This is a genomic window from Ruegeria sp. H4 (assembly GCF_056533065.1).
This window is the reverse complement of record NZ_JBQFOC010000001.1, coordinates 2,279,301-2,301,998: the sequence shown is the minus strand read 5'-3', so window position 1 is coordinate 2,301,998 and position 22,698 is coordinate 2,279,301. Positions and strand designations below refer to the sequence as shown.

General features: G+C 56.6%; 22 protein-coding genes and 1 pseudogene. 17 read left to right on the top strand and 6 right to left on the bottom strand.

Annotation, left to right across the window (positions count from 1 at the left end):
- From paaI to ACR0KG_RS11175, 4 genes are all read left to right on the top strand, one after another.
- Positions 1–426 (top strand): hydroxyphenylacetyl-CoA thioesterase PaaI, encoded by a 426-nt coding sequence (gene paaI, locus ACR0KG_RS11190; RefSeq protein ID WP_480549827.1) that lies wholly within the window; start codon positions 1–3, stop codon positions 424–426.
- Between the two features lie 23 nt (positions 427–449).
- A complete protein-coding gene (gene paaK, locus ACR0KG_RS11185; RefSeq protein WP_480549825.1) occupies positions 450–1,760 on the top strand; it encodes a phenylacetate--CoA ligase PaaK in 1,311 nt (436 codons plus the stop codon).
- Positions 1,761–1,763: 3 nt separating this feature from the next.
- A complete protein-coding gene (locus ACR0KG_RS11180) occupies positions 1,764–2,360 on the top strand; it encodes a TetR/AcrR family transcriptional regulator (protein ID WP_480827294.1) in 597 nt (198 codons plus the stop codon).
- Between the two features lie 135 nt (positions 2,361–2,495).
- Complete coding sequence (locus ACR0KG_RS11175; RefSeq protein WP_480549821.1) at positions 2,496–3,134, top strand: DsbA family protein; 639 nt, start codon at positions 2,496–2,498, stop codon at positions 3,132–3,134.
- A gap of 19 nt (positions 3,135–3,153) precedes the next feature.
- Here the strand turns inward: ACR0KG_RS11175 and ACR0KG_RS11170 are convergent, their stop codons facing one another.
- The 4 genes from ACR0KG_RS11170 to ACR0KG_RS11155 form a co-directional block, all read right to left on the bottom strand.
- Entirely contained in the window at positions 3,154–4,107 is a 954-nt protein-coding gene (locus tag ACR0KG_RS11170) for an NAD(P)-dependent oxidoreductase (protein WP_480544545.1), read from the bottom strand.
- A complete protein-coding gene (locus ACR0KG_RS11165) occupies positions 4,104–4,556 on the bottom strand; it encodes a cupin domain-containing protein (RefSeq protein ID WP_480827293.1) in 453 nt (150 codons plus the stop codon). Before ACR0KG_RS11165 ends, ACR0KG_RS11170 begins: the two co-directional genes overlap by 4 nt.
- Before the next feature lie 117 nt (positions 4,557–4,673).
- Positions 4,674–6,116 (bottom strand): aldehyde dehydrogenase family protein, encoded by a 1,443-nt coding sequence (locus ACR0KG_RS11160; protein WP_480544772.1) that lies wholly within the window; start codon positions 6,114–6,116, stop codon positions 4,674–4,676.
- 62 nt (positions 6,117–6,178) lie between these two features.
- The gene (locus ACR0KG_RS11155; protein ID WP_480827292.1) at positions 6,179–7,798 is read right to left on the bottom strand and encodes a GMC family oxidoreductase; all 1,620 of its coding nucleotides are present in this window, start codon (positions 7,796–7,798) and stop codon (positions 6,179–6,181) included.
- A gap of 136 nt (positions 7,799–7,934) precedes the next feature.
- Here ACR0KG_RS11155 and ACR0KG_RS11150 point away from each other — a divergent pair, with 136 nt between their 5' ends.
- The 8 genes and pseudogenes from ACR0KG_RS11150 (at position 7,935) to ACR0KG_RS11115 (ending at position 15,051) form a co-directional block, all read left to right on the top strand.
- Positions 7,935–8,819, top strand: coding sequence for a LysR substrate-binding domain-containing protein (locus ACR0KG_RS11150; RefSeq protein ID WP_480827291.1), 885 nt, complete (start codon positions 7,935–7,937; stop codon positions 8,817–8,819).
- Between the two features lie 263 nt (positions 8,820–9,082).
- A pseudogene (locus tag ACR0KG_RS11145) lies at positions 9,083–9,439 on the top strand (ATP-binding cassette domain-containing protein); the annotation flags it as partial.
- A gap of 38 nt (positions 9,440–9,477) precedes the next feature.
- Complete coding sequence (locus ACR0KG_RS11140; RefSeq protein ID WP_480827290.1) at positions 9,478–10,437, top strand: dihydrodipicolinate synthase family protein; 960 nt, start codon at positions 9,478–9,480, stop codon at positions 10,435–10,437.
- Complete coding sequence (locus ACR0KG_RS11135; protein ID WP_480549813.1) at positions 10,428–11,360, top strand: 4-hydroxyproline epimerase; 933 nt, start codon at positions 10,428–10,430, stop codon at positions 11,358–11,360. The genes ACR0KG_RS11140 and ACR0KG_RS11135 overlap by 10 nt, the downstream gene beginning before the upstream one ends.
- Before the next feature lie 62 nt (positions 11,361–11,422).
- A complete protein-coding gene (locus tag ACR0KG_RS11130) occupies positions 11,423–12,673 on the top strand; it encodes an NAD(P)/FAD-dependent oxidoreductase (RefSeq protein ID WP_480827289.1) in 1,251 nt (416 codons plus the stop codon).
- 63 nt (positions 12,674–12,736) lie between these two features.
- Positions 12,737–13,762, top strand: a complete 1,026-nt coding sequence (locus tag ACR0KG_RS11125; RefSeq protein WP_480827288.1) for a trans-3-hydroxy-L-proline dehydratase — start codon at positions 12,737–12,739, stop codon at positions 13,760–13,762.
- 177 nt (positions 13,763–13,939) lie between these two features.
- The gene (locus tag ACR0KG_RS11120; RefSeq protein ID WP_480544553.1) at positions 13,940–14,623 is read left to right on the top strand and encodes a GntR family transcriptional regulator; all 684 of its coding nucleotides are present in this window, start codon (positions 13,940–13,942) and stop codon (positions 14,621–14,623) included.
- A gap of 230 nt (positions 14,624–14,853) precedes the next feature.
- Positions 14,854–15,051, top strand: coding sequence for a TRAP transporter large permease subunit (locus ACR0KG_RS11115; RefSeq protein WP_480544773.1), 198 nt, complete (start codon positions 14,854–14,856; stop codon positions 15,049–15,051).
- A gap of 85 nt (positions 15,052–15,136) precedes the next feature.
- Here the strand turns inward: ACR0KG_RS11115 and ACR0KG_RS11110 are convergent, their stop codons facing one another.
- Both ACR0KG_RS11110 and ACR0KG_RS11105 read right to left on the bottom strand, forming a co-directional pair.
- Positions 15,137–16,009 carry an isocitrate lyase/PEP mutase family protein gene (locus ACR0KG_RS11110; protein ID WP_480827287.1) on the bottom strand — a complete coding sequence of 291 codons (873 nt, stop codon included), beginning with the start codon at positions 16,007–16,009 and terminating at the stop codon, positions 15,137–15,139.
- 99 nt (positions 16,010–16,108) lie between these two features.
- On the bottom strand, positions 16,109–16,780 hold the full coding sequence (locus ACR0KG_RS11105) for an IclR family transcriptional regulator (protein ID WP_480827286.1): 672 nt from the start codon (positions 16,778–16,780) through the stop codon (positions 16,109–16,111).
- Positions 16,781–16,867: 87 nt separating this feature from the next.
- Between ACR0KG_RS11105 and acnA the strand changes: the two genes are divergently transcribed.
- The 5 genes from acnA to ACR0KG_RS11080 all read left to right on the top strand — a co-directional run bounded on the left by acnA (position 16,868) and on the right by ACR0KG_RS11080 (position 22,698).
- Positions 16,868–19,456: an aconitate hydratase AcnA gene (gene acnA, locus ACR0KG_RS11100; protein WP_480827285.1), complete on the top strand. Its 2,589-nt coding sequence runs from the start codon at positions 16,868–16,870 to the stop codon at positions 19,454–19,456.
- Positions 19,456–20,610 (top strand): PrpF domain-containing protein, encoded by a 1,155-nt coding sequence (locus ACR0KG_RS11095; protein ID WP_480827284.1) that lies wholly within the window; start codon positions 19,456–19,458, stop codon positions 20,608–20,610. The genes acnA and ACR0KG_RS11095 overlap by 1 nt, the downstream gene beginning before the upstream one ends.
- The gene (gene rraA / locus ACR0KG_RS11090; protein ID WP_480827283.1) at positions 20,607–21,098 is read left to right on the top strand and encodes a ribonuclease E activity regulator RraA; all 492 of its coding nucleotides are present in this window, start codon (positions 20,607–20,609) and stop codon (positions 21,096–21,098) included. Before ACR0KG_RS11095 ends, rraA begins: the two co-directional genes overlap by 4 nt.
- A gap of 36 nt (positions 21,099–21,134) precedes the next feature.
- Positions 21,135–22,121, top strand: coding sequence for a tripartite tricarboxylate transporter substrate binding protein (locus tag ACR0KG_RS11085; protein WP_480827282.1), 987 nt, complete (start codon positions 21,135–21,137; stop codon positions 22,119–22,121).
- A gap of 73 nt (positions 22,122–22,194) precedes the next feature.
- On the top strand, positions 22,195–22,698 hold the full coding sequence (locus ACR0KG_RS11080) for a tripartite tricarboxylate transporter TctB family protein (protein ID WP_480827281.1): 504 nt from the start codon (positions 22,195–22,197) through the stop codon (positions 22,696–22,698).

Here is a 22,698-nt window from a genome sequence, read left to right as displayed (position 1 = left end):
ATGACCCCTCAAGAACGCGCAGCCAAATCCGCTGCCGCCATGTGGGCCCATGATGCGGCCAGCAAGTGGTTTGGCATGGAGCTTGTCGAAGTTGACGAAGGCCGCGCCGTTCTGGCGTTGACCGTCGCGCCGCATCATTGCAACGGGCATGGGATTTGCCATGGTGGCGTGACCCACGCTTTGGCAGACAGCGCGTTTGCATTTGCGTGCAACAGCCGCAATGCGACGACGGTCGGACAGCACACCATGATGAGCTATCTGGCGCCAGGGCAATTGGGTGACCGGTTGACCGCAACGGCCACCGAAACCACGATTGCGGGTCGTAGCGGTGTGTATGACGTGCGCGTCACCAACCAGGATGACACCATAATCGCCGAGTTCCGGGGTATGTCCCGTGCAATTGGCGGGCAGAATTTTGAAGAATAGAACGACGTCGGAGGAGCAACACCATGGATGACCTCTCACCGAGCAAAGCGGATTTGGATCCGATAGAAATTGCCTCGATTGATGAAATCCGTGCAACACAACTTGAACGCCTGAAATGGTCCGTTCGACATGCCTATGACAACGTCGCGATGTACAAGCAGCGTTTTGACGAGGCGGGCGTGCATCCCGATGATCTGCGGCACCTCTCGGACCTGTCGAAATTCCCGTTCACCTATAAGAACGATCTGCGCGACAACTACCCGTTTGGTCTTTTTGCGGTGCCACGTTCAGACGTGATCCGGCTGCATGCGTCATCCGGCACGACCGGAAAACCAACTGTCGTGGGCTATACCCAACGGGATATCGACAATTGGGCGGATCTGGTTGCGCGTTCGCTGCGCGCCGCAGGTTTGCGAAAAGGCGATATGATCCATAACGCCTATGGCTATGGCCTGTTTACCGGTGGTCTGGGGGCCCATTATGGGATCGAACGGCTGGGCGCGACCGTTGTGCCGATGAGCGGCGGGCAAACCGAAAAACAGGTCGGCTTGATCACCGATTTCCAACCCGACGCGATCATGGTGACCCCGTCATACATGCTCAATATCCTTGAACAGTTTCACAAAGCGGGGCTCGACCCCCGGCAAAGCTCTCTCAAGGTTGGTATCTTCGGCGCGGAACCCTGGACCGATGCCATGCGCGCTGAGGTCGAAGCCGCATTCGATATGCATGCAGTGGACATCTATGGCCTGTCCGAAATCATGGGGCCTGGCGTGGCCAGCGAATGTGTTGAAACAAAGGATGGCCCGGTGATCTGGGAAGATCACTTCCTGCCCGAGATCATCGACCCTGCGACTGGAGAGGTGCTGCCAGATGGCGAAACGGGCGAACTGGTCTTTACCACATTGACCAAAGAAGGGCTGCCGATGATCCGCTATCGCACGCGCGATCTGACCTGTCTTTTGCCCGGAACAGCACGTTCAATGCGGCGGATGGCCAAGATCACCGGGCGCAGTGATGACATGATGATCCTGCGGGGTGTCAACGTGTTCCCCAGCCAGATCGAAGAGCAAGTCATGGCGACAGGCGGTCTGGCCCCTCACTATCAGATCGAGCTGTACAAATCCGGTCGCATGGATGCGATGCGGGTGTTTGTCGAGGCAACTGAGGGGTCGACAGATGAAATGTCCAAAACGGCAGCGGCCCGTATGCTGACAAAGCGCATCAAGGACATGGTTGGTGTCTCAACAGAAATTGTTGTAGGTGATCCCGGCGAGGTCGAACGCTCTCAGGGCAAGGCAAAGCGCATCATCGACAACCGCGACAAGGAATAGGCCATGGCCCGAACAATCGCCAAAGACCATGACCAGAAGCGGGAACAGATCCTGAAACGCGCTGCAAAGATTTTTGCGGATCAGGGATTTGACCGCGCCTCCATGACTTTGTTGGCAAAAGAATGCGGGATATCAAAGGCGAATATATACCACTACTATGATAGCAAGGATGCCATTCTCTATGACATCCTTGAAACCTATCTTCGCGAGCTACGTGATCGCATCTGCAGTGTCGAGCTAGGCGGGCTTACCCCCGAGGAAAAACTCCGCAAGGCGGTGCGCGAAATCCTGTATGCCTATCAAGGGGCCGATGACGAACATCGCGTGCAGATCAGCGGCATGGGGTCCTTGACCCAAGACCAGCAGAAAACACTGCGTGCCTACCAGCTGGATATGGTGAGCTTTATCCGCGAGCTCCTGACGGAGCTTTCCCCAGAGACCTTGCGTGATGACAAAGACAAACTGCGCGGCGCCACCATGTCGGTCTTCGGGATGCTCAACTGGTACTACATGTGGAACACCGGGGCCGGAACCAAGGCGCGTACCGAATATGCTGACCTCGTCTGCACCCTGACAGTCCACGGTATTCGAAAGCTTTAGGCGCAAGTCTAATGGGGGCCAATATTCGGGTTTCGTCTAACTATAGCAGCCTCATCTTTAGATCTGCGCGTCCGCGTAGAAACGCCACGCGCAATCGCGCTATACATTTCCGTGGGCTTTCCACATAAAAGCGATATGTCAGTAATCGAATATGTCTATTCCGCACATTCCGCCTTTGCCTATCTGGGCTCTGCCGAACTTGCCCGAATATGCGCCAAGTACGATGTCACTCTAATCCACAAGCCGGTCCTGTTGTCACCAGTAGTTGAGGCGCAGGGAAGTTTGCCTTTCCATGCGCGCACGCAGGCTCATGTGGATTACTTCTTCGGGCGTGAAATCGAACGCTGGGCCGAGTATCGCGATGTCCCGGTTATCCGGTTCAGGCCGACATATCACGATGCGGACTACAGCTTGGCATCTGGTATAATCATCGCGCTGGGTGAGACAGGGCCGGAGACTGACGCCATGGCTCATAGACTGCTCGAGGCCCATTGGCGCGACGACGCAGACCTTTCCGATGCCGGGACGCTTGCGGCCGTGGCGGCAGAGTTGGGTCACAATCCAACCACGCTGCTGGATCAGGCCGGATCGGAGCAGGTCCAACAAAAACTGCGCGATAACTCGGCCTGGGCGCGAGCTTGCTACGTCTTTGGGTCACCAACCTATATCGTGGAAGGCGACCCGTTTTATGGGCAGGACCACCTGAGCCTTGTGGAACGCGCTCTTGAGCGACCGTTTCAGCCATCGACATGGACCAATCCATCGGTTGATTGAACCAAGCTCCTGCTCGTTTTTAACGTCCCAGTCCGGTTGGCGTGACCTCGTAGCCGGGTTCCTCAGGCTCATCATCTGTCATCTCGGCTGGGAAGCCAGGGGCGCGGATGTCCAGGCTAGTTGCGTCTTCCAAACGGCGGATAATGTTTGGCGAAAGCTCTCGGTCGCCGTAGCGCGCGATGCCATCGTCGAAGATTTTGCAGATCAGCGGCGAGATTTCCAGTGGCACATTGTTGCGCTCGGCAATCTCCTGAAACAGCCCGATATCCTTTTTCACAAGGTCCATAGTGAATGAGATATCACGCGACCCGTTCAGGATGACCTGGCTCTCGGTTACGTGACTAAAGGAGTTGCCAGACGATATCGCGATGGCCTCATAGGCGGTGTTGAGGTTCATCCCGGCGGCTTTGGCCACGACCAGCGCCTCGGCATTGGCCACCAGATGAACGGTGGCCAGATAGTTGGTCAGCACCTTAAGCATCGAGGCCGAACCCAACTCTCCCGTGTGCAGCACGCGGCGACCAAGGGTTGTCAGCAAGGGCAGAACCCTTTCGAACGTGACGCGATCACAGCCCGCAAAGATCGAGATATTGCCTGTATCTGCGCGATGGCAGCCACCCGAAACCGGGCAGTCCACCGCAGCCCCTCCGGCTGCGATGACAAGATTTCCCAGACGAACAGCCTCGGCCTGATCGGTGGTGGACATCTCCATCCAGATCTTTCCTTCGCGTACCTCGGGCAGCATCTGTTGCAGCACGGTTTCGCAGGCCGCAGGCGATGGCAGGCACGTGATGACCACGTCACACTCCCGCATCATCTGAGCCGGGTTGGCCCCGGCTGTCGCGCCCTGCGCAACTTTTTTAGCTACGAATTCGGCGTTCAGGTCGTGGACCATCACATCGTGCCCATTGCGGATCAGGCTGCCGCTCAGCTTGCCACCGACATTGCCAAGGCCGATAAATCCGATTTTCATTGTTTTGCGTCCTGTTGTTCTGAGAAGTTGTAGACCACATCGCCAAAACGATGCTGGGCGAAGCCATAGACAAACTCAAGGCTTTCATCGCTGGCGGTCACGCCATGTTCGGCCCCAGCGGGAACGAATACCGCCATGCCCGGGTATACAGCGGTTGCTTTGCCTTCGATGGTAACTTCGCCGTGGCCCGAAATGAAATAGTAGAACTCGGCCGGATCGTGACGATGAAGCGGCAAGCGACCGAACGCCGGAAGATGGGCTGTGCCCAGCACGATATCGTCCGAGCTCATTCGATCTTTGCAGATCAGTGTTCTCCAGGTGACATCTCCGAATTTGGGGTCGAAACCGCCCTCAATCGGGGCATCATCACGAAACGCAAACCAAGGGTTTTGCGGCGTGTCACTTGCGGGGCTTGGCTCTAGAGCCAGGTTGAGGTCCATGTCGGACATATTGCTTCCTCCCAAGCAAAAAAGTTTCTTTGACCGAAGTTGCCCGCAAGCTGTGTTCGGCGATTTAAGCCAGCCCCCTAAGCGGAAAGTGCCGGGGGCTGGCCTGTTGCGTATGGGTTAGACAGGCAGGCCAAGCCCACCCCGGACCTTCAGTTCCAGATAGTCTTCAAGCCCGAAGGTCCCGCCTTCACGTCCGTTTCCGGATTGTTTGTACCCACCGAATGGCGAGCCATAGTTTGTGCTTTGTCCGTTTATGGTGACAGTACCTGCCTGCAATGCGGCACAGACACGTTCGGCACGTTCGGCGTCGCCCGTCTGAACGTAAGCCGCCAGGCCATAGACAGTGTCATTGGCAATCTGAATGGCCTCGTCCTCGGTCTCGAACGGGATCAGGACGAGAACCGGGCCAAAAATCTCTTCTCGCGCGATGGCCATCTGGTTTGTCACATCTGCGAAAATCGTGGGCTGCGCATACCAACCGCTTTCAAATCCATCCGGTTTGCCGAGGCCACCGGAAATCAGGCGCGCGCCTTCGTCAATGCCGATCTGGATCATCCGCTGCACGCGGTCATATTGGATCTGATCAAAAAGCGGACCGATATGATCGCCGGGCTGGGCCGGGTCCCCCACCGTCTGCGCCTGTGCCGCCGCAGCGGCGATGTTAACGACCTCATCATAGCAGATGCGTTCGACAATCATCCGTGTTGGGGCGTTGCAGGATTGGCCAGTGTTATGGAAGCAGCTGATAACAGACGCTTCGACGCGCGCTTTCAGATCGGCGCCATTGTCAGCAAAGACCAGATTGGGGGATTTGCCTCCCAGTTCCAGCGCCACGCGTTTGACTGTATCTGCGGCGTCTTTCGACACCAGGATGCCCGCGCGGGTCGAGCCGGTGAAGGACATCATTGCGATGTCCGGATGCCGCGACATTGCAGAGCCGACTTCGGCCCCATCGCCAAACACAAGATTGAAAACGCCCGCAGGGTAACCGGCCTCATGAACGATCTCGGCAAAGATCGCGGCGGATAGGGGCGTGTGTTCCGAAGGTTTCAACACGCAGGTGGCCCCGACGGCAAGCGCAGGCAGGACCTTAAGGGCGATCTGGCTGATCGGCCAGTTCCAGGGCGTGATCAGACCACAAACGCCAATCGGCTCTCGATACAGTACATCACCACTGGGCAGAGTTTCGCGCGCGTCGTGGTCTTTGAGCACACGGATGAAATCCTTGATGTGCTCGATCCCGCAGCCTGCCTGCTCTTGGCGTGACATATCGATAGGTGCGCCCATCTCGCTTGTGATGGCCCAAGACATGTCCTCAAGACGTGCGGTGTAGACCTCTAGCAAACGCTCCAGCAAGGCAAGCCTTTCGGCCTTGGAGGTTCTCGAGAAGGTTGCAAAGGCACGCGACGCGGCGGCTACAGCGCGGTCTACATCCGCAGCCGATCCCAGCGCAACCGTGCCGATCACAGAGTCATTTGCCGGGTTCCTGATCGGGAAGCCTGTGCTCGACAGGGGTGCGACCCAGGCACCGTCGATATAGTGGGTGTTCAGGTTTTTCATATTGATTTTGCCTTTCGAAAGACCTTGGTCCTGCGTTGGTGCGCCTGTCGGCCGATCGCGTTTCATGCCGGGCGCCTGTGCACGCCCGAGATTTTTGCATCTGCCAGGATCATCTCGGCCCCGCGCGCGGCCAGCATCATGACAGGCGCGTTGGTGTTGCCAGAGGTGATGTTTGGAAACGAAGACGCATCGATCACGCGCAGCCCGGTCATGCCATGGACCCGCAGGCGCGAGTCGAGAACTGAATCTGCGGCCGAGTTCCCCATCCGGCAGGTGCAACTGGCGTGATACACCGAATTGGCGCGTGCTTGGAAATCCTTTAGCAACGCGTCATCGGAACATTCCGTGAGTTCGGCCCGGTCGCGGATTACAGCACGGATCGCAGGCGTGTTCGCGAGCTTCTGGATATTGCGCCCTGCGGCGATTGCCATGACGCAATCTTCATTCGTCGACAGCGAGTGTGGCCGGATTTCGGGCGCTTTATTCGGGTCCGCTGATGTGATCAGAACCGCGCCACGGCTCGTGGGGCGGCAGGGCTGCGCGCAGATCAAAAAGCCGGCCTTCTTGTCCACATCGGGCTTTCCGGCGGCATTCACGCGATAGGACATCGGATTGCAATACATCTGCAAATCGGCGTGCCTGTTGCGCCCGGACCGCACAAAGCCGCTGACCTGATTGATGGGTACGGCCAGGGGGCCTTGCCGCATCAAAGCATATTGCGCCCCGGCAATGATCTTGCCTGGCCAGTTGCCCAAGCGATTGTTCAGTGTCGGCTCAGTGGCCTGAAACTGATAAGAGACTGCCAGATGATCCTGCAAACCCTGACCCACCTGCTCAAGTTGATGCTGCACATCGATACCGTGCTTTTTCAGCAATGCTACAGGGCCGATGCCCGACCGCTGCAGGATCTGCGGCGAGTTCACGGCCCCGGCGCAGACGATTACTTCACACGCGGCGTGCGCCACGATGCTGCAGTCGCCCTGTCGATACGTGACCCCTGTTGCGGTACCGTTTTTGATGGCTATCCGTTCGACCAGAGCGTCAGTGACAATGTGCAGATTGGTTCGGCCTCGGGCCTTATGCAAAAACGCGTCTGCTGCCGACCAGCGCCTGCCGTTTCTGACGGTGCTGCGTAGGCGCGCCATGCCCTCGCGCGCTGACCCGTTCAGATGATCCAGAATGGGCCAGCCCGCCTGTCGCGACGCGGCCAGAAAGTGGTTCGAAAACGGATGCATCTTTTGGCTCAGATCAGAGACGTGAATTGGGCCGTTTCCGGTATCACCCGTCTCGGTATGCTGCGTTTCGAGCGCGGCAAAGGTTTCTGAAACAGCGGCCCAATTCCATCCCTTAGCACCTGCATATTCCCAATCGTCATAGTCATGCGGCAAGCCCTGAACATAGGCCATTGCATTGATCGAGCTTGACCCGCCGATCACACGCCCGCGCGGCCAAAAGGCCCGTCGCTGGTTCAAGCCCGGATCAGATGCGGCTGTGTAGCACCAGTTAACCTTTGGGTCGTCATAGGTTTTGCCATAGCCCAAAGGCATTTTGATCCAGAAACGACGATCCGATCCGCCCGCTTCGATCAGCAAGACCTTGTGACCTCCGCAAGCTGTTAGTTTATCAGCCAAAACGCAGCCCGCAGACCCGGCGCCGATAATGATGAAATCATAGCCGCCCATCGCGACAACCTGCCTCCCTTTCGTGGCGTGCAACAGGCATCCACGATCCTTGGGGGCATCTTTCTGGCAGAAGTATTGTTAAATCAAACAATGGATTTTAGGATATAGGCTAAAATTTACTTAACGGTTATGTGACATGGACCTGCCTCATCCAACTTGGCTGCGAACCTTCGAGGCTGCCGCTCGGCTTGCCAGTTTTTCTGCTGCGGCTGACGAGCTGGGCCTGACCCCTGCCGCTGTCAGCCAGCAGATGCGTTTGTTGGAAGATCACCTGAAGACCACTCTGTTCGAACGCTTGCCGCGTGGTGTTGCACTCACCGATATGGGCGAAGCCTATGCGCAACCGGTGCGTCAAAGCCTTGCCGACATGCGCACCGCTACAGCCGGGTTGTTTGGTGCTGCCAGGAAGCGACAGATCAAGGTCAGGGCCTCGATCTCATATGCCACCCTCGTCATTGCGCCCCGCCTGAACGAATTTCTAGCCGAACATCCAGACATTGATGTTGAGCTTTCAACCTTTGTCTGGGCAGGCCGTTTTCAGCAGGGTTTAGGGGATGTCGACATCCGGTTCGGCCATGGCGATTGGGCAGACGGTCACGTTACGCATCTAGGCCATGAATATGCCATACCCGTCTGCCACAGCGACCATCTTGCGCGGTTTGGAAACGCGCCCACCTTTGATCAGCTTGCAGCCGATCACATCACAACCATCCATGGCTCCGAAACAGATTGGCCGCAGCTGATGGAACAGTTGGGCTTAACCTCGCCGGTTCCGCAAAAGGTGACGCGCTTTGATTCGTCGTTGATGGCTTTGCAATTTGTAAGTGCCGGGTACGGGACGGCCATTGTTGTCGAAAGCTTTGCCAGCGCGTTTCTTGATCGCGGCGCCGTCGTAAGGCCGATTCCAGAAAAGCTTGCGATCCGACCGGCTCATTTCATTGTCGAACGTGAGGGGGCGGAAAAGCGCGACGAGGTGCGTGCGTTTTCGGATTGGGTGAAGTCAATCCACAACTGGTCCTAAGCTGAACAGTGCGCATCGTTGATGACACTATCTCAGGTCAAGTTGATCTGAGCGATCATCGGTGCGGCTCTGAGTTCGGTTCCTGCTTTTGAGCAGTATTGGTGTATCTGAGCCATTCTTTTCCGCTTCTTTGCTTTCCCAAGTTTAGCGCCCGCACAAAGGTATTTGCCTGTCTGATGCGCCAAAATCCGATAATGCCATTCCCTGTTGACAGTTAGAAATGTATAATGGATACATTATTCAAGATAAAACTGCCGCGCTGGCATAATGAGGCAGGCGAAAAGCTCAACGTTTACCCGTCGGCCCTATCAAGCGGTCAGCAGCGGCGCCTGGCCATCGCGCGGGCCTTAGCGATGGAGCCGGAATACATGCTGTTTGACGAGGCGACCTCGGCCCTTGATCCTGAATTGGTGGGTGAGGTTCTCGATACCATACGTCTTTTGGCCGAAGAAGGTATGACGATGATCTGTGTAACACATGAGATGGGTTTCGCACGGGATGTGTCGGGCAAGGTTGCTTTTTTTCATCAGGGCGTAATGGAAGAGATTGGCCCACCCGGTCAGATCTTTGCTAATGCACAGTCCGAGAATACACGCAAATTACTGGCCAATGTACGCTAAACAGTTGGCCAAACGACACGTTAAGGAAGGTTACGTTCATGTCCCAGAACATTTTTACCGGCACGATGCCGGCCCTGATGACCCCGTGCGAACCGGATCGGACACCGGATTTTGATGCGCTGGTGAAAAAGGGCAAGGAAATGATCGCGGCTGGAATGTCGGCTGTTGTGTATTGCGGTTCGATGGGCGATTGGCCGTTGCTGTCTGATGCCGAGCGCATGGAAGGGGTTGAGCGTTTGATCGACGCCGGGCTGCCCGTTGTCGTCGGAACTGGTGCGATCAATTCCAAATCTGCGGTTGCTCTGGCGGCACATGCGCAAAAAGTCGGGGCGGCCGGGCTTATGGTGATCCCGCGCGTGCTGTCGCGCGGCTTGTCGATTGCGGCACAGAGGAACCATTTTAAGGCGATCCTGTCAGCGGCTCCGGATATACCTGCAATTATCTACAACAGCCCGGTCTATGGCTTTGCAACCCGTGCCGATCTGTTTCTGGAACTGCGCTCTGAACACCCCAGCCTTGTGGGATTCAAGGAATTCGGCGGCAAATGCGATCTGCGTTATGCAGCAGAACACATCACATCCAAAGATGATCAGGTCACTTTGATGGTTGGTGTGGACACCGAGGTTTACCATGGCTTCGTCAATTGCGGTGCAACCGGTTCGATTACAGGCATTGGCACAGCCTTACCGCGCGAGGCGCTGTTGCTGGCGGCGCTATGCCAAAAGGCAGCCGTAGGTCATGCCGAGGCGCGTCAGCGTGCGCTGGAACTGGAAGAGGCTTTTGGAGTGCTGGCCAGCTTTGACGAAGGCACAGATCTGGTGCTCTACTACAAATACCTTCTGGTGCTAAACGGTGAAGAGGAATACCGCTTGCATTTCAATGAAACAGACGAACTGACGGACGCGCAACGCAACTATTGCGAACAGCAATATGCCCTGTTCCGCGCTTGGTTCAAAGATTGGTCCAAACAGGGCGGGATCATCGCTGAATGCATGTGATCGACAGCCACACAGGCGGGATGCCCACACGTGTAATCCTGGATGGTGGCCCTGATCTGGGTTCAGGGTCTCTGGCTGAACGTGCCCACCGTCTGGCGACCGAGCATGAGGCGTTCTACAAATCCGTTCTCCTGGAGCCGCGCGGTCAGCCTGGGATGGTTGGGGCGCTGCTGGTTGATCCGCAGGACCCGGGTAGTGAAACAGGTGTGATCTATTTCGACTCTGATGCGGTTCTGGGCATGTGCGGCCATGGCACTATTGGGCTGGCTGTTACGCTGGCCTATCAGGGCCGGATCGCCCCAGGCAGGCACATTCTTGAAACCCCGGCCGGTCTGATTTCGGTTGACCTGTTAGATGCAAATACCGTGCGTGTCACCAATGTTGAAAGTGGCCGGGTGCGGGCCTCTGTTGCGGTTGAAGTTGCGGGCCATGGGCAGGTGACTGGTGATTTGGCCTATGGCGGGAACTGGTTCTTTATCGTTGACCCAAGTCCAGTCGCTGTGGAGCCGCGCAACATCCGTGACCTGAGCGATCTGGCGATCGCCATTCGTAAAGCGTGCATCGCGCAAGGTGTGACGGGCGAAAAAGGTGAGCTTGTGGACCATGTGGTGTTGCAGGGACAATCCGATATCGCAGGTATCCACAGCCGTAATTTTGTGCTGTGTCCCGATGATGAATATGACCGTTCGCCCTGTGGAACTGGCAGTTCCGCCCGCCTGGCTTGCCTTGCGGCCGATGGGGTATTGGCGCCGGGTGAAGAGATCGTGCAGGAAAGCGTTATCGGCAGCCCTTATCGGCTGAGCTATCAACCGGGCGCAAATGGCGGCGTCATTCCCAGCCTGACCGGGCAGGCCCATGTCATGGGGGAAGGTAAGTTGATTTTCGCGCAAGAAGACCCGTTTCGGGCAGGCATATCCTTTTGATAGGCTCTTTCGGGGCAGAGCAATCTGGCCCTATGGGAAACGCAATGTGAAAGCACTCAATCATGCAGTCTAGTACTCCACCGGATATCGTTGTGATCGGAGCAGGCCTGATCGGGATCAGCACGGCACTGGTATTGCAAAAACGCGGCAAACAGGTGTTGGTGCTGGATCGGGAAGGGGTTGGGGCGGGGGCCTCGAAAGGCAATGCCGGGGCGTTTGCCTTTACTGAAATCGAACCGCTGGCCACGCCAGGGATTATGCGCAAAGCGCCGAAGTGGCTGATTGACCCGCTTGGGCCATTGTCGATCCCGCCTTCCTACGCGCTGAACATAGTTCCATGGATGCTGCGGTTTTGGCGGGCCAGCTGGCGGGATCGTTATATCGCGTCGCTAAATGCGCAGGCAGAGCTGATGAACCACTGTCGTGCCGCTTTGGAGCGTCAGGTTGCAGATGTAGGCGGAGAGGCATTCATCCAGCGCGATGGTCAGTTGCAGCTGTTCGAAAGCGAGGCCGAGTTTCGGTCCAGTCTGCCCACATGGGAGCTGCGCAAAGAACACGGTATTCCTTTTGACCTGCTTGAGAACCCGGAGGCGATCGCGGAGATTCAGCCGGGTCTGGATCGCAGATTCACCCATGCAGGGTTCACGCCAACCTGGTTGAACACCATAGACCCGGCCCTCTGGACCAGCCATTTGGCCAAACAGTTCACATCGCGCGGAGGGCAGATCGAGATTGCGGGTGTTTCTGCGCTGACACCCATTGAAGCCGGAGTAAGGGTGACAGCCAGCACGGGGGAGCTGACAGCGGGGCAAGTCGTTGTCTGTGCAGGCGCATGGTCGCACCGATTGGCCGCAACCCTGGGAGATCGCATCCCGTTGGAGACCGAGCGCGGATACAACACGACTCTACCCGAAGGGGCCTTTGATCTGCGGACGCATCTGACTTTTGGCGGGCATGGCTTTGTCGTGTCACGTATCAATGGCGGTGTGCGCGTTGGTGGCGCGGTCGAGCTGGGGGGGCTGCAACTGGCGCCCAACTTCAAACGGGCTGATACGTTGCTGAACAAGGCAAAGCGCTTCATACCTGGCTTGAACACAGACGGTGGCACGCAATGGATGGGTTTTCGCCCGTCGCTGCCTGACAGCCTTCCGGTCATTGATCGTTCGGCCCATGTTCCGCAGGTTCTTTACGCTTTTGGCCATGGTCATCTGGGGCTGACCCAATCGGCAGGCACAGCTGAGCTGGTCGCCGATCTGGCGATGGGCAGTGAACCGATGATTGATATGCAGCCTTACGCGTCGACGCGTTTCTAATCCGAAGGACGCCTCGATTTGCGACACTTTAGGTCAACCCGTCGCTTGGTAATTGAGGGACAGATGCGCAGCAGCAAAACGATTCACGTTATTTCTGCCCATGCAGAAGGAGAGGTGGGGGATGTCATCGTAGGCGGCGTGGCCCCGCCGCCGGGCGAGACACTCTGGGATCAGCGCAGATTTATTTCTCTGGACCAAACCCTTCGCAATTTCGTGCTGAACGAGCCCCGTGGCGGTGTGTTCCGGCACGTCAATTTACTGGTGCCGCCCAAGCATCCCGAGGCTGATGCCGCCTGGATTATCATGGAGCCGGAAGACACGCCGCCGATGTCTGGATCAAACTCGATCTGTGTTGCAACGGTGTTGTTGGATGGGGGGATCATTCCCATGCGCGAACCCGAAACCCGAATGGTGCTTGAAGCGCCTGGAGGGTTGGTGCGAGTGCGGGCAGAATGTCGTGAAGGCAAGGCACAACGTATCTTTGTGCAGAACTTGCCTAGCTTTGCGGATAAACTCTCGGTCCCGCTGGAGGTTCCGGGCCTGGGCACACTCACAGTCGACACGGCATATGGGGGCGACAGTTTCGTCGTGGTCGATGCCCAGGCGCTGGGTTTTGAGATCGCCGCACACGAAGCGCGCGACATTGCCCGGACGGGCGTGCGCATAACCAATGCGGCCAACGAACAACTTGGGTTCTCGCATCCCGAAAACCCGGATTGGAACCATATCTCGTTCTGCGCATTTTGTGGCCCTCTGTCGTCTACAGAGACCGGGTTGACCAGCAAATCTGCCGTCGCCATCCAGCCGGGCAAGGTGGATCGCTCGCCGACAGGTACGGCAGTTTCCGCACGCATGGCGTTGATGGCGGCCAAAGGGATAATGGCGCCCGGTCAAACCTTCGAGGCAACTTCGATCATCGGGTCCAGCTTTACCGGTCGCATTCTGGGCAAGGCTACGGTCGGTGGTCGTGACGCGATCATCCCTGAAATCGGTGGCCGAGGTTGGATCACAGGTATCCACCAACATATGTTAGACCCCGATGACCCATGGCCCGGGGGCTACCGTCTGTCCGACACCTGGGGCGTCTGAGGAATGCCGGTCCGATTGTGCCGGTGCATTGATCACTTGATCTGCTAAGATGTTGGATACAAAATAAAAGCTAGAATATTCAAAGCTATGCGAGGATACCGGATATGCGGCTTTGCTTGGAAAAACCACCACTAGTCGCTACGCGTATCTTCAGAGCGTAACTGGGCAAGGGCGGAAATGGCGGGAAAACGCGCGATCACAAGGCAAAGCCTTCCAGACGTCATCGCAAATGACCTGCGTGAACGTATCCTCAGCGGCGAGCTGGCAGAAGGCGAAACAATTCGACAAGAGGCGCTGGCCGAAGACTATGACGTGTCCCGGATGCCGATCCGAGAGGCGTTGAAACGCCTGAATGCTGAAGGTCTTGTTCAGTGGACCAACAATCGTGGCGGGTCGGTCACCAAACATTCCCTCAGTGAAATCGGAGAGATATTCGATCTGCGCAGCCTGATTGAAGTCGACCTTTTTCGCCGATCCATCCCCAAAATGGATGCCAGCGACTTCGCCCGCTGTGAAGAAATTCTTAAGCAGATGGAAACATCTTACGACGACAACGACGTCAGTAGATGGGGAATTTTGAACCACGAATATCACTCGGCGCTTTATACAGCCTCGGATCGCAAGCTCACCCAAGAGCTGCTGGACCGCATAAATATGCAATCAGACCGCTATGTTAGGATGCATCTGAGTGTCATGAAACAGCGTGAACCGGCAAAGATGGAACACCGCGACCTTCTGCAATTGGCCCGGGACGGCAAGGTGGAAGACGCCTGCGAGCTTTTGACCTCGCATATCCGGCGGACCAAGGAACAGTTGCTTGAGATGATTGCCTCAAAGCGTGCTGTTGAGGCCCAAAGATGAATTGAAGGGGTACACACCCCGCTATTTCCAGATGGCAGTACAAGCCGTTTCGGCCCAGTCCAAACCCTCAGGTGACAATTCTGAACGCAGCCCGTTCAAAATGCCGGCGTGTGCCTGGCCCAAGCCAATCCTGCTAATCTGTTCCAGAGACGCCTTCAAACTGTGTTGTTTGCAAATTCATAGCGGCACATCGAGGCCAGTAAGGGCATTTACCTTCAGAAACGGTCTTTATCCAGAACTCATATCTGACACCGCCCATGGCCCTTTTGATATTTTATCTACGCTCAATCGCGCCACGTGACATGACCTATGGCCAAATGTATCGCGGGGTATTGCCTTTTGTCGAGGCGCAGATGTTGGTGCTGGTGGCGATCATTCTGTTCCCCGAAGTCGTAACCTGGTTGCCCGATATGCTTGTAGGTCTGTAATTTGGCGTGCAGCAACTGGTGATTCAGGACGACACTTGCAGCTCGGTGCAGTTAAATACGTGGTCAGCAACCGGAGTGCGAGATGTCATTCCGTGTATCGCTTTTCCATTTCGTCATAATAGGCTTTCTGAACTGCGCCCTGCCGTACCTCGAAGCTCGCCACCGGTCCGTTTTCGTCCATCCGACCATCTGATTTCAGCAGGGACAGCGCATCATGCATGCCTTTCAATGCACCCTGCAACGCGACATTGGCATATAGCACAAGGCCGTAGCCCATCTCATCCAGTGCCGAAAAGTCGACGATTGGGGTTTTGCCGCCAACGACTAGATTGATCAATTGCGGAGTGCCATTCAAGCGCATTGGGATGCTGCGAATATCTTCCATGCTTTGGGGCGCTTCGACAAATGTGATGTCGGCGCCATCTTCGATGAACGCCTCAGCGCGTTCGATCGCGGCATCGAACCCTTGCGTGGCGCAGGCATCCGTGCGGCCAACCACAAGGAAATTTGGATCCTGACGTGCGTCCACGGCGGCCTTGATCCGGTTGCGCGCTTCGACCATATCGACAACATCCTTGCCCGCGAAATGGCCGCATCGTTTTGGATTGATCTGATCTTCCAGCTGAATTGCGCTGGCGCCTGCACGCTCCAATGTGCGCACAGTGTGATGAACGTTCAGGGCATTGCCGAACCCGGTATCTGCATCGACCACGATAGGCAGTTCCGTGATGTTGCGAATGGCCGATGTATGCTGCGCAAGTTCGGGGAGTGAGATAAAGCCCAGATCTGGCATGCCCAGATTGGTGTTAGTCAAGCCCGCACCTGAAATATACACTGCCTCAAATCCCAACTGATCAATGACGCGTGCGGCCAGGGCGTTGGCTGCACCGGGCATCAGAACCGCTTTGCCTGTGTTTAGGCGTTCGCGGAATGCTTTGTTGATCTCATGGTTCATCATCGGCGCGCCCTCCGGCTTGTGGCGTTACCCAAATGCCTATCGAAGCCCGGTTAGTGTGGCAAGTTGAGCGACCTTGCGTTCTGTCTGGTGAAATATCCGTCAACTTGTGGTCAGACTACGCGCCAGACTTTCAAGCAAAGGGATCGTGTTTGCCCTTGTTTCGGCGTCGAACCTATTGGCCAGACCCGAGACCGTCAGCGCGCCTATGAGGTGCCCTTCGGCATCGAAGACTGGAGTGGCCACCGATGAGATGTTTGGATTGGTTTGGCCTTCGGAACTGGCTGTGCCGTTTTTGTTGAACTTCGCCAGGTCACCAACATCCTCGCCCGAGAAGTGTCGCAGCACCAGCCCTGAGGCCCCGGTCGACAATTGCAGGCGCATGCCTTCTTCGACGTGAAAGCGCAGCAGGTTGGGTGAGTTTTCTCTGTATAAACAAATGCGTTCATTGCCAGAGCGCACATAGAACGAGGCCGTTTCCCCCGTCGCTTCAGCCAGGATTTTCAGCGACGGGGCGACATGTTCGCGCTTGGTAAAATCACGCCGGAAAATCAATCCAAGCCGCCAGACACTGGGCCCCACACTGAACCGGCCGTCCTCGTCACGCTGGATGAAACCATAGATGCTCATGGAATTCGTTAGGCGCAGGATGGTGCTTTTGTGCAGCCCGGTTTCCTCGGCCAACTCGGCAAGAGACATGATGGGGTTCTGTGTCGAAAATGCGCTGAGGATTGACATGGCACGCTCGACGGATTCCGTTCTGTTCGATGGCATGGCGTTCTATCAGATGAAACAATACTGGATCAACCTTGCTGTATCTCTTTGCTATTGTCTAGCTTGGTGGCAATTCTGGAGGCCACCGTGACAGACGCTATACACAAACCAATCGCCAATACGTCGTTCCGGGCCGTGGATTATTGTGCCTTGCTGGGGCGCGACTATCGGACGCTTCCCTATTCGTTGCGGGTTTTGGCGGAGAATGCAGCGCGTCATTCCGAGGGTGGTTCAGCGGCGCTGGACGTACTCGCGCGGGCCGGGGATGCGGTTCCGTTTCGCCCTGCACGCATGTTGCTGCATGACATGCTGGGTATTCCCGCGCTGATCGATATCATGGCGATGCGCAACCGTTTGGAAGAGGTGGGTGGCGACCCGAACGTGGTTGATATGAGTTTGCCGGTCGATTTGGTGATCGATCATTCCATGTCCATCAATCATTGGGCTGAAAAGCTTGCGCTGACCAAGAACATGGATCGCGAGTTTGAGGTGAACCGCGAACGCTTTGCGTTTCTGAAAGCCTGTGAGGCGAGGTTCCCAAAGCTGCGGGTTATCCCACCCGGAGGGGGCATTTGCCACCAGGTCAACCTTGAATATCTTGGGCAGACGGTTCTGCCGTCCAATGAGAACCCGGATATACTGATCCCGGATTCTAGCTTGGGCACTGACAGCCATACCCCAATGATAAACGCGCTTGGGATCATGGGCTGGGGTATTGGCGGGCTCGAGGCCGAGGCGTTGCTGTTCGGTGAAACCACGCCGGTCAACGTGCCTCGCGTAGTCGGGCTTGAGGTCACGGGTAAGCTGTCAGACCATGTAACCGCAACGGATATTGCGCTGGTCATCGCCGAGAAGCTGCGTGCGATTGGGGTTGTCGACACTTTCGTTGAGCTGTTCGGCAGCGGCTATGCTGAACTGAGTGTGGCCGACCGCGCCACCATTGCCAATATGGCCCCAGAATATGGCTCGACCATGGTATTTTGCCCGGTGGATGAGCGTACAATCGGATATCTGCGTCAGACCGGTCGCAACGGCAGTGCCAAACTGGCCGAGCTGTATTGCCAAGAGCAGAACCTGTGGGTCGAGGGTATGGATGCTTCGGTTGACTATGAACAGGTTGTCGAACTCAATCTCGATCAGATTGGCCGCTCGGTTTCAGGCCCGTCGCGCCCCGAACAGCGGATCGACCTCTCGGCGGCAACGGACCGCCTGAGTTTCGAAGGTGAGGTTGAGCGCAGAGTGCCCGTGCCTAATGCGGCACATGACATTGGCGATGGTGATGTGATCATTGCGGCTATTACCAGCTGCACTAACACAGCGAACCCCCGCAACATGGTTTTGGCTGGCCTTGTCGCCCGCAACGCAGTTGCGCGTGGGTTGACTGTCAAACCGCATGTCAAAACCTCGTTGGCGCCGGGCTCGCGCGTAGTGGCCAAATACCTGTCTGAAAGCGGCCTGCAAGATCCGTTGGATGCGCTTGGCTTTGAGGTTGCCGCGTTTTCCTGCTCGACCTGCAACGGAATGTCCGGCCCACTCGACCCCGCGCATGAAGAGGCGATCAAGGCACATAATGTCAGAGGCATTGCGGTCTTGTCAGGAAACCGGAATTTTGCCGGGCGGATTCATCCGCTCGCATCGCGAAACATGATCGCCTCGCCGCCTCTGGTTGTGGCCTTTGCCTTGATGGGAACGATCCTGAAAGACATAACAACCGAACCGCTGGGAACCGATCAAGATGGCAACCCCGTGATGCTGGATGATTTGTGGCCCTCGGCGGATGAGGTGACGCGGATTGTTGAGACCTACGTGACGCCTGACGAATTCCGCGACAATTACGCGGCCATCGGGGATGTCAACGATCGGTGGAATGCCATGGATGTTGGGACAGGGACCTATGCATGGGAGCCTTCGACCTATGTCTCTTTCCCGCCTTTCGTAAAAGACATCAGCCCCAACAAGATTGGGCTTGAACCCCTGCGGGATCTGCGCCCGTTGGCCATTCTGGGCGATAGCGTGACAACCGACCATATTTCGCCTTCGGGTATCATCACACCCGAGTCAGAAGCGGGCCAGTTTTTGGAGGCACAAGGCGTCGCGCAACGCGACTTTAATTCTTTCGGAACCCGACGCGGTTGTTCTGACGTTGTTATTCGCTCGACATTCGCGAACTATCGCCTGCGCAATGAAATGACCCCCGACAAAGAAGGGTCCTGGACCAGGGTGGAGCCCGGGGGGCAGGTAACATCGATTTTCAAGGCGATCGAAACCTATCTGGACCGGGATCAGAAACTCGTCGTTATCGGGGGCAAGGAATATGGCTGCGGCTCCTCCCGGGACACAGCGGCCAAAGCCCCTTGGTTGGCTGGCATTCGTGCCGTCATCGCAGAAAGTTTCGAACGTATTCACCGCTCGAATCTTGTGAATATGGGGATCGCGCCGCTGTGTTTCCCGGATGGTGTAGACCGCAAAAGCCTGCAACTGGACGGGTCCGAGACCTTTGATATCGATTTCAGTGAGGACCTGAACACAGCCTCTCTGACCATCCATCGAAAGGATGGTCGTACCCAAACCACGCCGCTGGACCTTCGGCTGTATAATGACGGCGAACGCGCGACCTTTGCCGAGGGCGGGTTGTTGCCGCGCGCGTTTCGCGGTTTTCTGGCGGGGGCGGCCTGATGGCGGAGCGGTTGCGGGCGGCATTCTATCGGGGCGGGACCTCGAAGGCGGTTGTGTTCAACGGTGCAGATTTGCCCAAGGATCAGTCGGTGCGTGATCGCATATTCCTGCACGTCCTGGGTAGCCCGGACCCCTATGGCCGACAGTTGAACGGAATGGGCGGGGGGCTTTCTTCGCTGTCCAAAGTGGTGATTGTTGAACCGTCGAGCCGGAACGATGCGGATGTGGAGTACACCTTCGTACAAATTGCGGTGGATGAGCCGGTTGCCGATTACGGCTCGGCCTGCGGAAACATGTCATCCTGTGTAGGGCCCTTCGCTGTCGAGGAAGGGATAATTCCGGTTGCATCGGATCAAAACGAAGCACTTGTTCGCATCTACAGCACCAATACCGACAGTATTTATCACGCGCGTTTTCCCGTGTGCGATGGTCACCCAGTGGAAGAAGGCTCGTTTGAGATTCCCGGTGTGTCCGGGGCTGGGGCAAAGGTAACAATAGACTTTCTGGCCCCCGGTGGTGCGGGCACCGGGATGCTGCTGCCAACAGGTAATGTTGTTGATGTTCTTCAGATCGACGGGTTCGGGGCGCTTGAGGTCTCCTTGATCGATGCTGCCAATCCGGTGGTGTTTTGCCGTGCTGCGGATCTGAACAAAACGGCCACCGAACCTCCGCAGGATTTGGATGGTGATCCTGAATTCATGGCGCTGGTTGAACAGATCCGTGCAACAGGGGCCGTTGCGATGGGGATGGCGTCATCCATTGGCGACGTGAGACGCTCAAGCCCGAAGGTCGCCATGCTTGGTGACTCCAAGGAATTCACGGCCCTTGATGGACGTGTGCATGGAGCGGAAAGCCATGACGTGAATGTACGGCTTGTCTCGATGGGGAATTTTCATCGTGCCATTACACTGACTGGAGCAATGTGCACTGCAGTTGCTGCCCAGATACCGGGCACGCTGGTGCAAAAGATCGCGCAACCCACAACTCGGGACCTGCGCATCGGCAACCCGTCGGGCAATTTGCCGACAATCGCCAATGTCGAAACCGGCCCCACTGGACTCGAGGCGATATCTGCCGGAACGTTTCGAACCCAAAGGCGCCTTATGGAGGGTGCGGTGCTGTATCCGGCCGAATTGGCGGAGGGTGCGCTTTGATCAATGCGAATGATAAACCCACAGCAGACCTGAGCGATGCACATCCCAACAAGCTCTGGCCGGTGCGGCAACAGTTCACGGATTATGGAGCAAAACGAAGCTTTGCGGGGCGTATCCACACCGCAGTCACGGCTGAAGATTCCAAGCTGGTTCAAGAGAAACTCTTTACTTTGCAGGGAAATGGCGGTGTCATTGTTCTGGATGGCGGCGGATCACTGCGCACGGCATTGCTGGGAGATATGATGGCAGAACGGCTGATTGCCAACGGCTGGTCTGGGATCGTCATAAACGGGGCGGTTCGTGACAGTGAATGTCTTGCGCGTCTTGACCTTGGGATCAAAGCGCTTGGGACGACGCCGGTTCGATCAGGCAAAAGCGGCATTGGGGCAATTAATGTTCCTGTCGCCTTCGGAGGAACGCTGTTTGAGCCGGGGCAATACATCTACTGTGATCAAGACGGAATTCTGGTGGCACAGAATCCGATCTAATAAAAATAACGAAATGCCAACCAATGGGAGGAAACAATGGCAAAATTTCAACTTACACGCCGGACCTTTGCGGCTGCTGCGGTGGCAGCGATGTCGCTGGGGTCGCCGACGCTTGCTCAAGCGCAGGAAGTCGTGGATAGCATTCACTTTCTCATTCCTGGCGGCGCTGGCGGCGGCTGGGACGGCACAGCCCGCGGTACTGGCGAGGCACTGACAAAGTCGGGGTTGGTCGGAACTGCGAGCTACGAGAACATGTCGGGCGGTGGTGGCGGTAAGGCCATCGGCTATCTGATTGAGAACGCAGAAAGCAATCACGGCACCTTGATGGTCAACTCAACGCCCATCGTGATCCGGTCGCTGACAGGCGTGTTCCCACAGAACTTCCGCGATCTAACGCTTGTGGCCGGAACGATCGGTGACTATGCGGCGCTGGTGGTTGCTGCGGACGGGCCAATTCAGGACCTGAACGGGCTGATCGAAGCGTTCAATGCTGATCCAAATTCGACAGCCGTTGGTGGCGGATCAGTTCCCGGCGGGATGGACCATCTGGTTGCAGCCATGGTTTTCCAGGCGGCGGGCGCTGATCCCGTGGCCATGAAATACGTCCCTTATGATGGCGGTGGTGCCACTATGGCAGGCCTGCTGTCGGGCGAAGTTCAGGCAGTCTCAACCGGCTTCTCTGAGGCGGTCGAACTGGCCAAGGCCGGTGAGGTGCGCATCATTGGCGTGACCTCGGATGATCGAGTGGACGCCTATCCAGATGCTCCAACTATGAAAGAGCAGGGCAATGACACTGCGTTCGTCAACTGGCGTGGGTTCTTCGCGGCCCCTGGTCTGCCTGACGACAAGCTGGCGGCTTATCAGGACGCTTTGACCCAGATGTACGGTACGCCGGAGTGGGTGGAAGTTCGTGATCGCAACGGCTGGGTCGACATCCACAACAACGGTGATGACTTCCGTACCTTCCTGGAACAGCAGGAACAGGAAATCGGCGATCTGATGAAGAAGCTTGGCTTCCTCTAAGTCGACTGTTCACAGCTAAGAAAGGCGCCCGGCCCTAAGCCGGGCGCCTCAAGCAATTTGGGGAGGGGATGAAATGGCACTGGATCGCTGGATTGCGCTTGTCATTCTTTTGATCTGTTTGGCCTATGGCTACGCGGCTTTTTTTACGATGGATGATTTGCTGCCGCCAATCATGCGGCGCAGCCCGATATGGCCTTCGAGCTTTCCCAAAGTGCTGGTTATTGGCGCCATTCTGATGGCCCTTTCGATCATTCTGGGTTTGGAAAAGACGCCCGAGAAAGAAAAACCGGCAGATATCAATCTTGCGAAACTGCATGAATACAAGGTCGGCCAGGCTGTGATGTTACTGGCGCTGATGGTAGCCTATGCGCTGCTGTTGCGCCCTCTGGGATTTCTGGCGTCGACCTTCCTGTTTCTAAGCATTGGCAGTTTCATACTGGGGGAACGGCGATACGTCCTGATGGCTGTTGTAGGTGGTATTGCTGCCGGTGTTGTCTGGTATCTTGTTGATGTAGTGCTTGGGATTTTCCTAAGCCCGTTCCCCGGATTTCTGACCGCTATGGCAAACGGAGGCTGA

Bases quoted from the DNA above. Each gene is read 5' to 3' on its own strand.
- ACR0KG_RS11130 (WP_480827289.1), top strand. From the start codon at position 11,423: ATGCAGTCTAGTACTCCACCGGATATCGTTGTGATCGGAGCAGGCCTG.
- ACR0KG_RS11150 (WP_480827291.1), top strand. From the start codon at position 7,935: ATGGACCTGCCTCATCCAACTTGGCTGCGAACCTTCGAGGCTGCCGCT.
- ACR0KG_RS11110 (WP_480827287.1), bottom strand. From the start codon at position 16,009: ATGATGAACCATGAGATCAACAAAGCATTCCGCGAACGCCTAAACACA.
- ACR0KG_RS11160 (WP_480544772.1), bottom strand. From the start codon at position 6,116: ATGAAAAACCTGAACACCCACTATATCGACGGTGCCTGGGTCGCACCC.
- ACR0KG_RS11080 (WP_480827281.1), top strand. From the start codon at position 22,195: ATGGCACTGGATCGCTGGATTGCGCTTGTCATTCTTTTGATCTGTTTG.
- ACR0KG_RS11155 (WP_480827292.1), bottom strand. From the start codon at position 7,798: ATGGGCGGCTATGATTTCATCATTATCGGCGCCGGGTCTGCGGGCTGC.
- ACR0KG_RS11135 (WP_480549813.1), top strand. From the start codon at position 10,428: ATGCATGTGATCGACAGCCACACAGGCGGGATGCCCACACGTGTAATC.
- ACR0KG_RS11175 (WP_480549821.1), top strand. From the start codon at position 2,496: ATGTCAGTAATCGAATATGTCTATTCCGCACATTCCGCCTTTGCCTAT.
- ACR0KG_RS11140 (WP_480827290.1), top strand. From the start codon at position 9,478: ATGTCCCAGAACATTTTTACCGGCACGATGCCGGCCCTGATGACCCCG.
- ACR0KG_RS11180 (WP_480827294.1), top strand. From the start codon at position 1,764: ATGGCCCGAACAATCGCCAAAGACCATGACCAGAAGCGGGAACAGATC.
- ACR0KG_RS11095 (WP_480827284.1), top strand. From the start codon at position 19,456: ATGGCGGAGCGGTTGCGGGCGGCATTCTATCGGGGCGGGACCTCGAAG.
- ACR0KG_RS11165 (WP_480827293.1), bottom strand. From the start codon at position 4,556: ATGTCCGACATGGACCTCAACCTGGCTCTAGAGCCAAGCCCCGCAAGT.
- ACR0KG_RS11170 (WP_480544545.1), bottom strand. From the start codon at position 4,107: ATGAAAATCGGATTTATCGGCCTTGGCAATGTCGGTGGCAAGCTGAGC.
- ACR0KG_RS11125 (WP_480827288.1), top strand. From the start codon at position 12,737: ATGCGCAGCAGCAAAACGATTCACGTTATTTCTGCCCATGCAGAAGGA.
- ACR0KG_RS11120 (WP_480544553.1), top strand. From the start codon at position 13,940: ATGGCGGGAAAACGCGCGATCACAAGGCAAAGCCTTCCAGACGTCATC.
- paaK (WP_480549825.1), top strand. From the start codon at position 450: ATGGATGACCTCTCACCGAGCAAAGCGGATTTGGATCCGATAGAAATT.
- ACR0KG_RS11105 (WP_480827286.1), bottom strand. From the start codon at position 16,780: ATGCCATCGAACAGAACGGAATCCGTCGAGCGTGCCATGTCAATCCTC.
- paaI (WP_480549827.1), top strand. From the start codon at position 1: ATGACCCCTCAAGAACGCGCAGCCAAATCCGCTGCCGCCATGTGGGCC.
- ACR0KG_RS11085 (WP_480827282.1), top strand. From the start codon at position 21,135: ATGGCAAAATTTCAACTTACACGCCGGACCTTTGCGGCTGCTGCGGTG.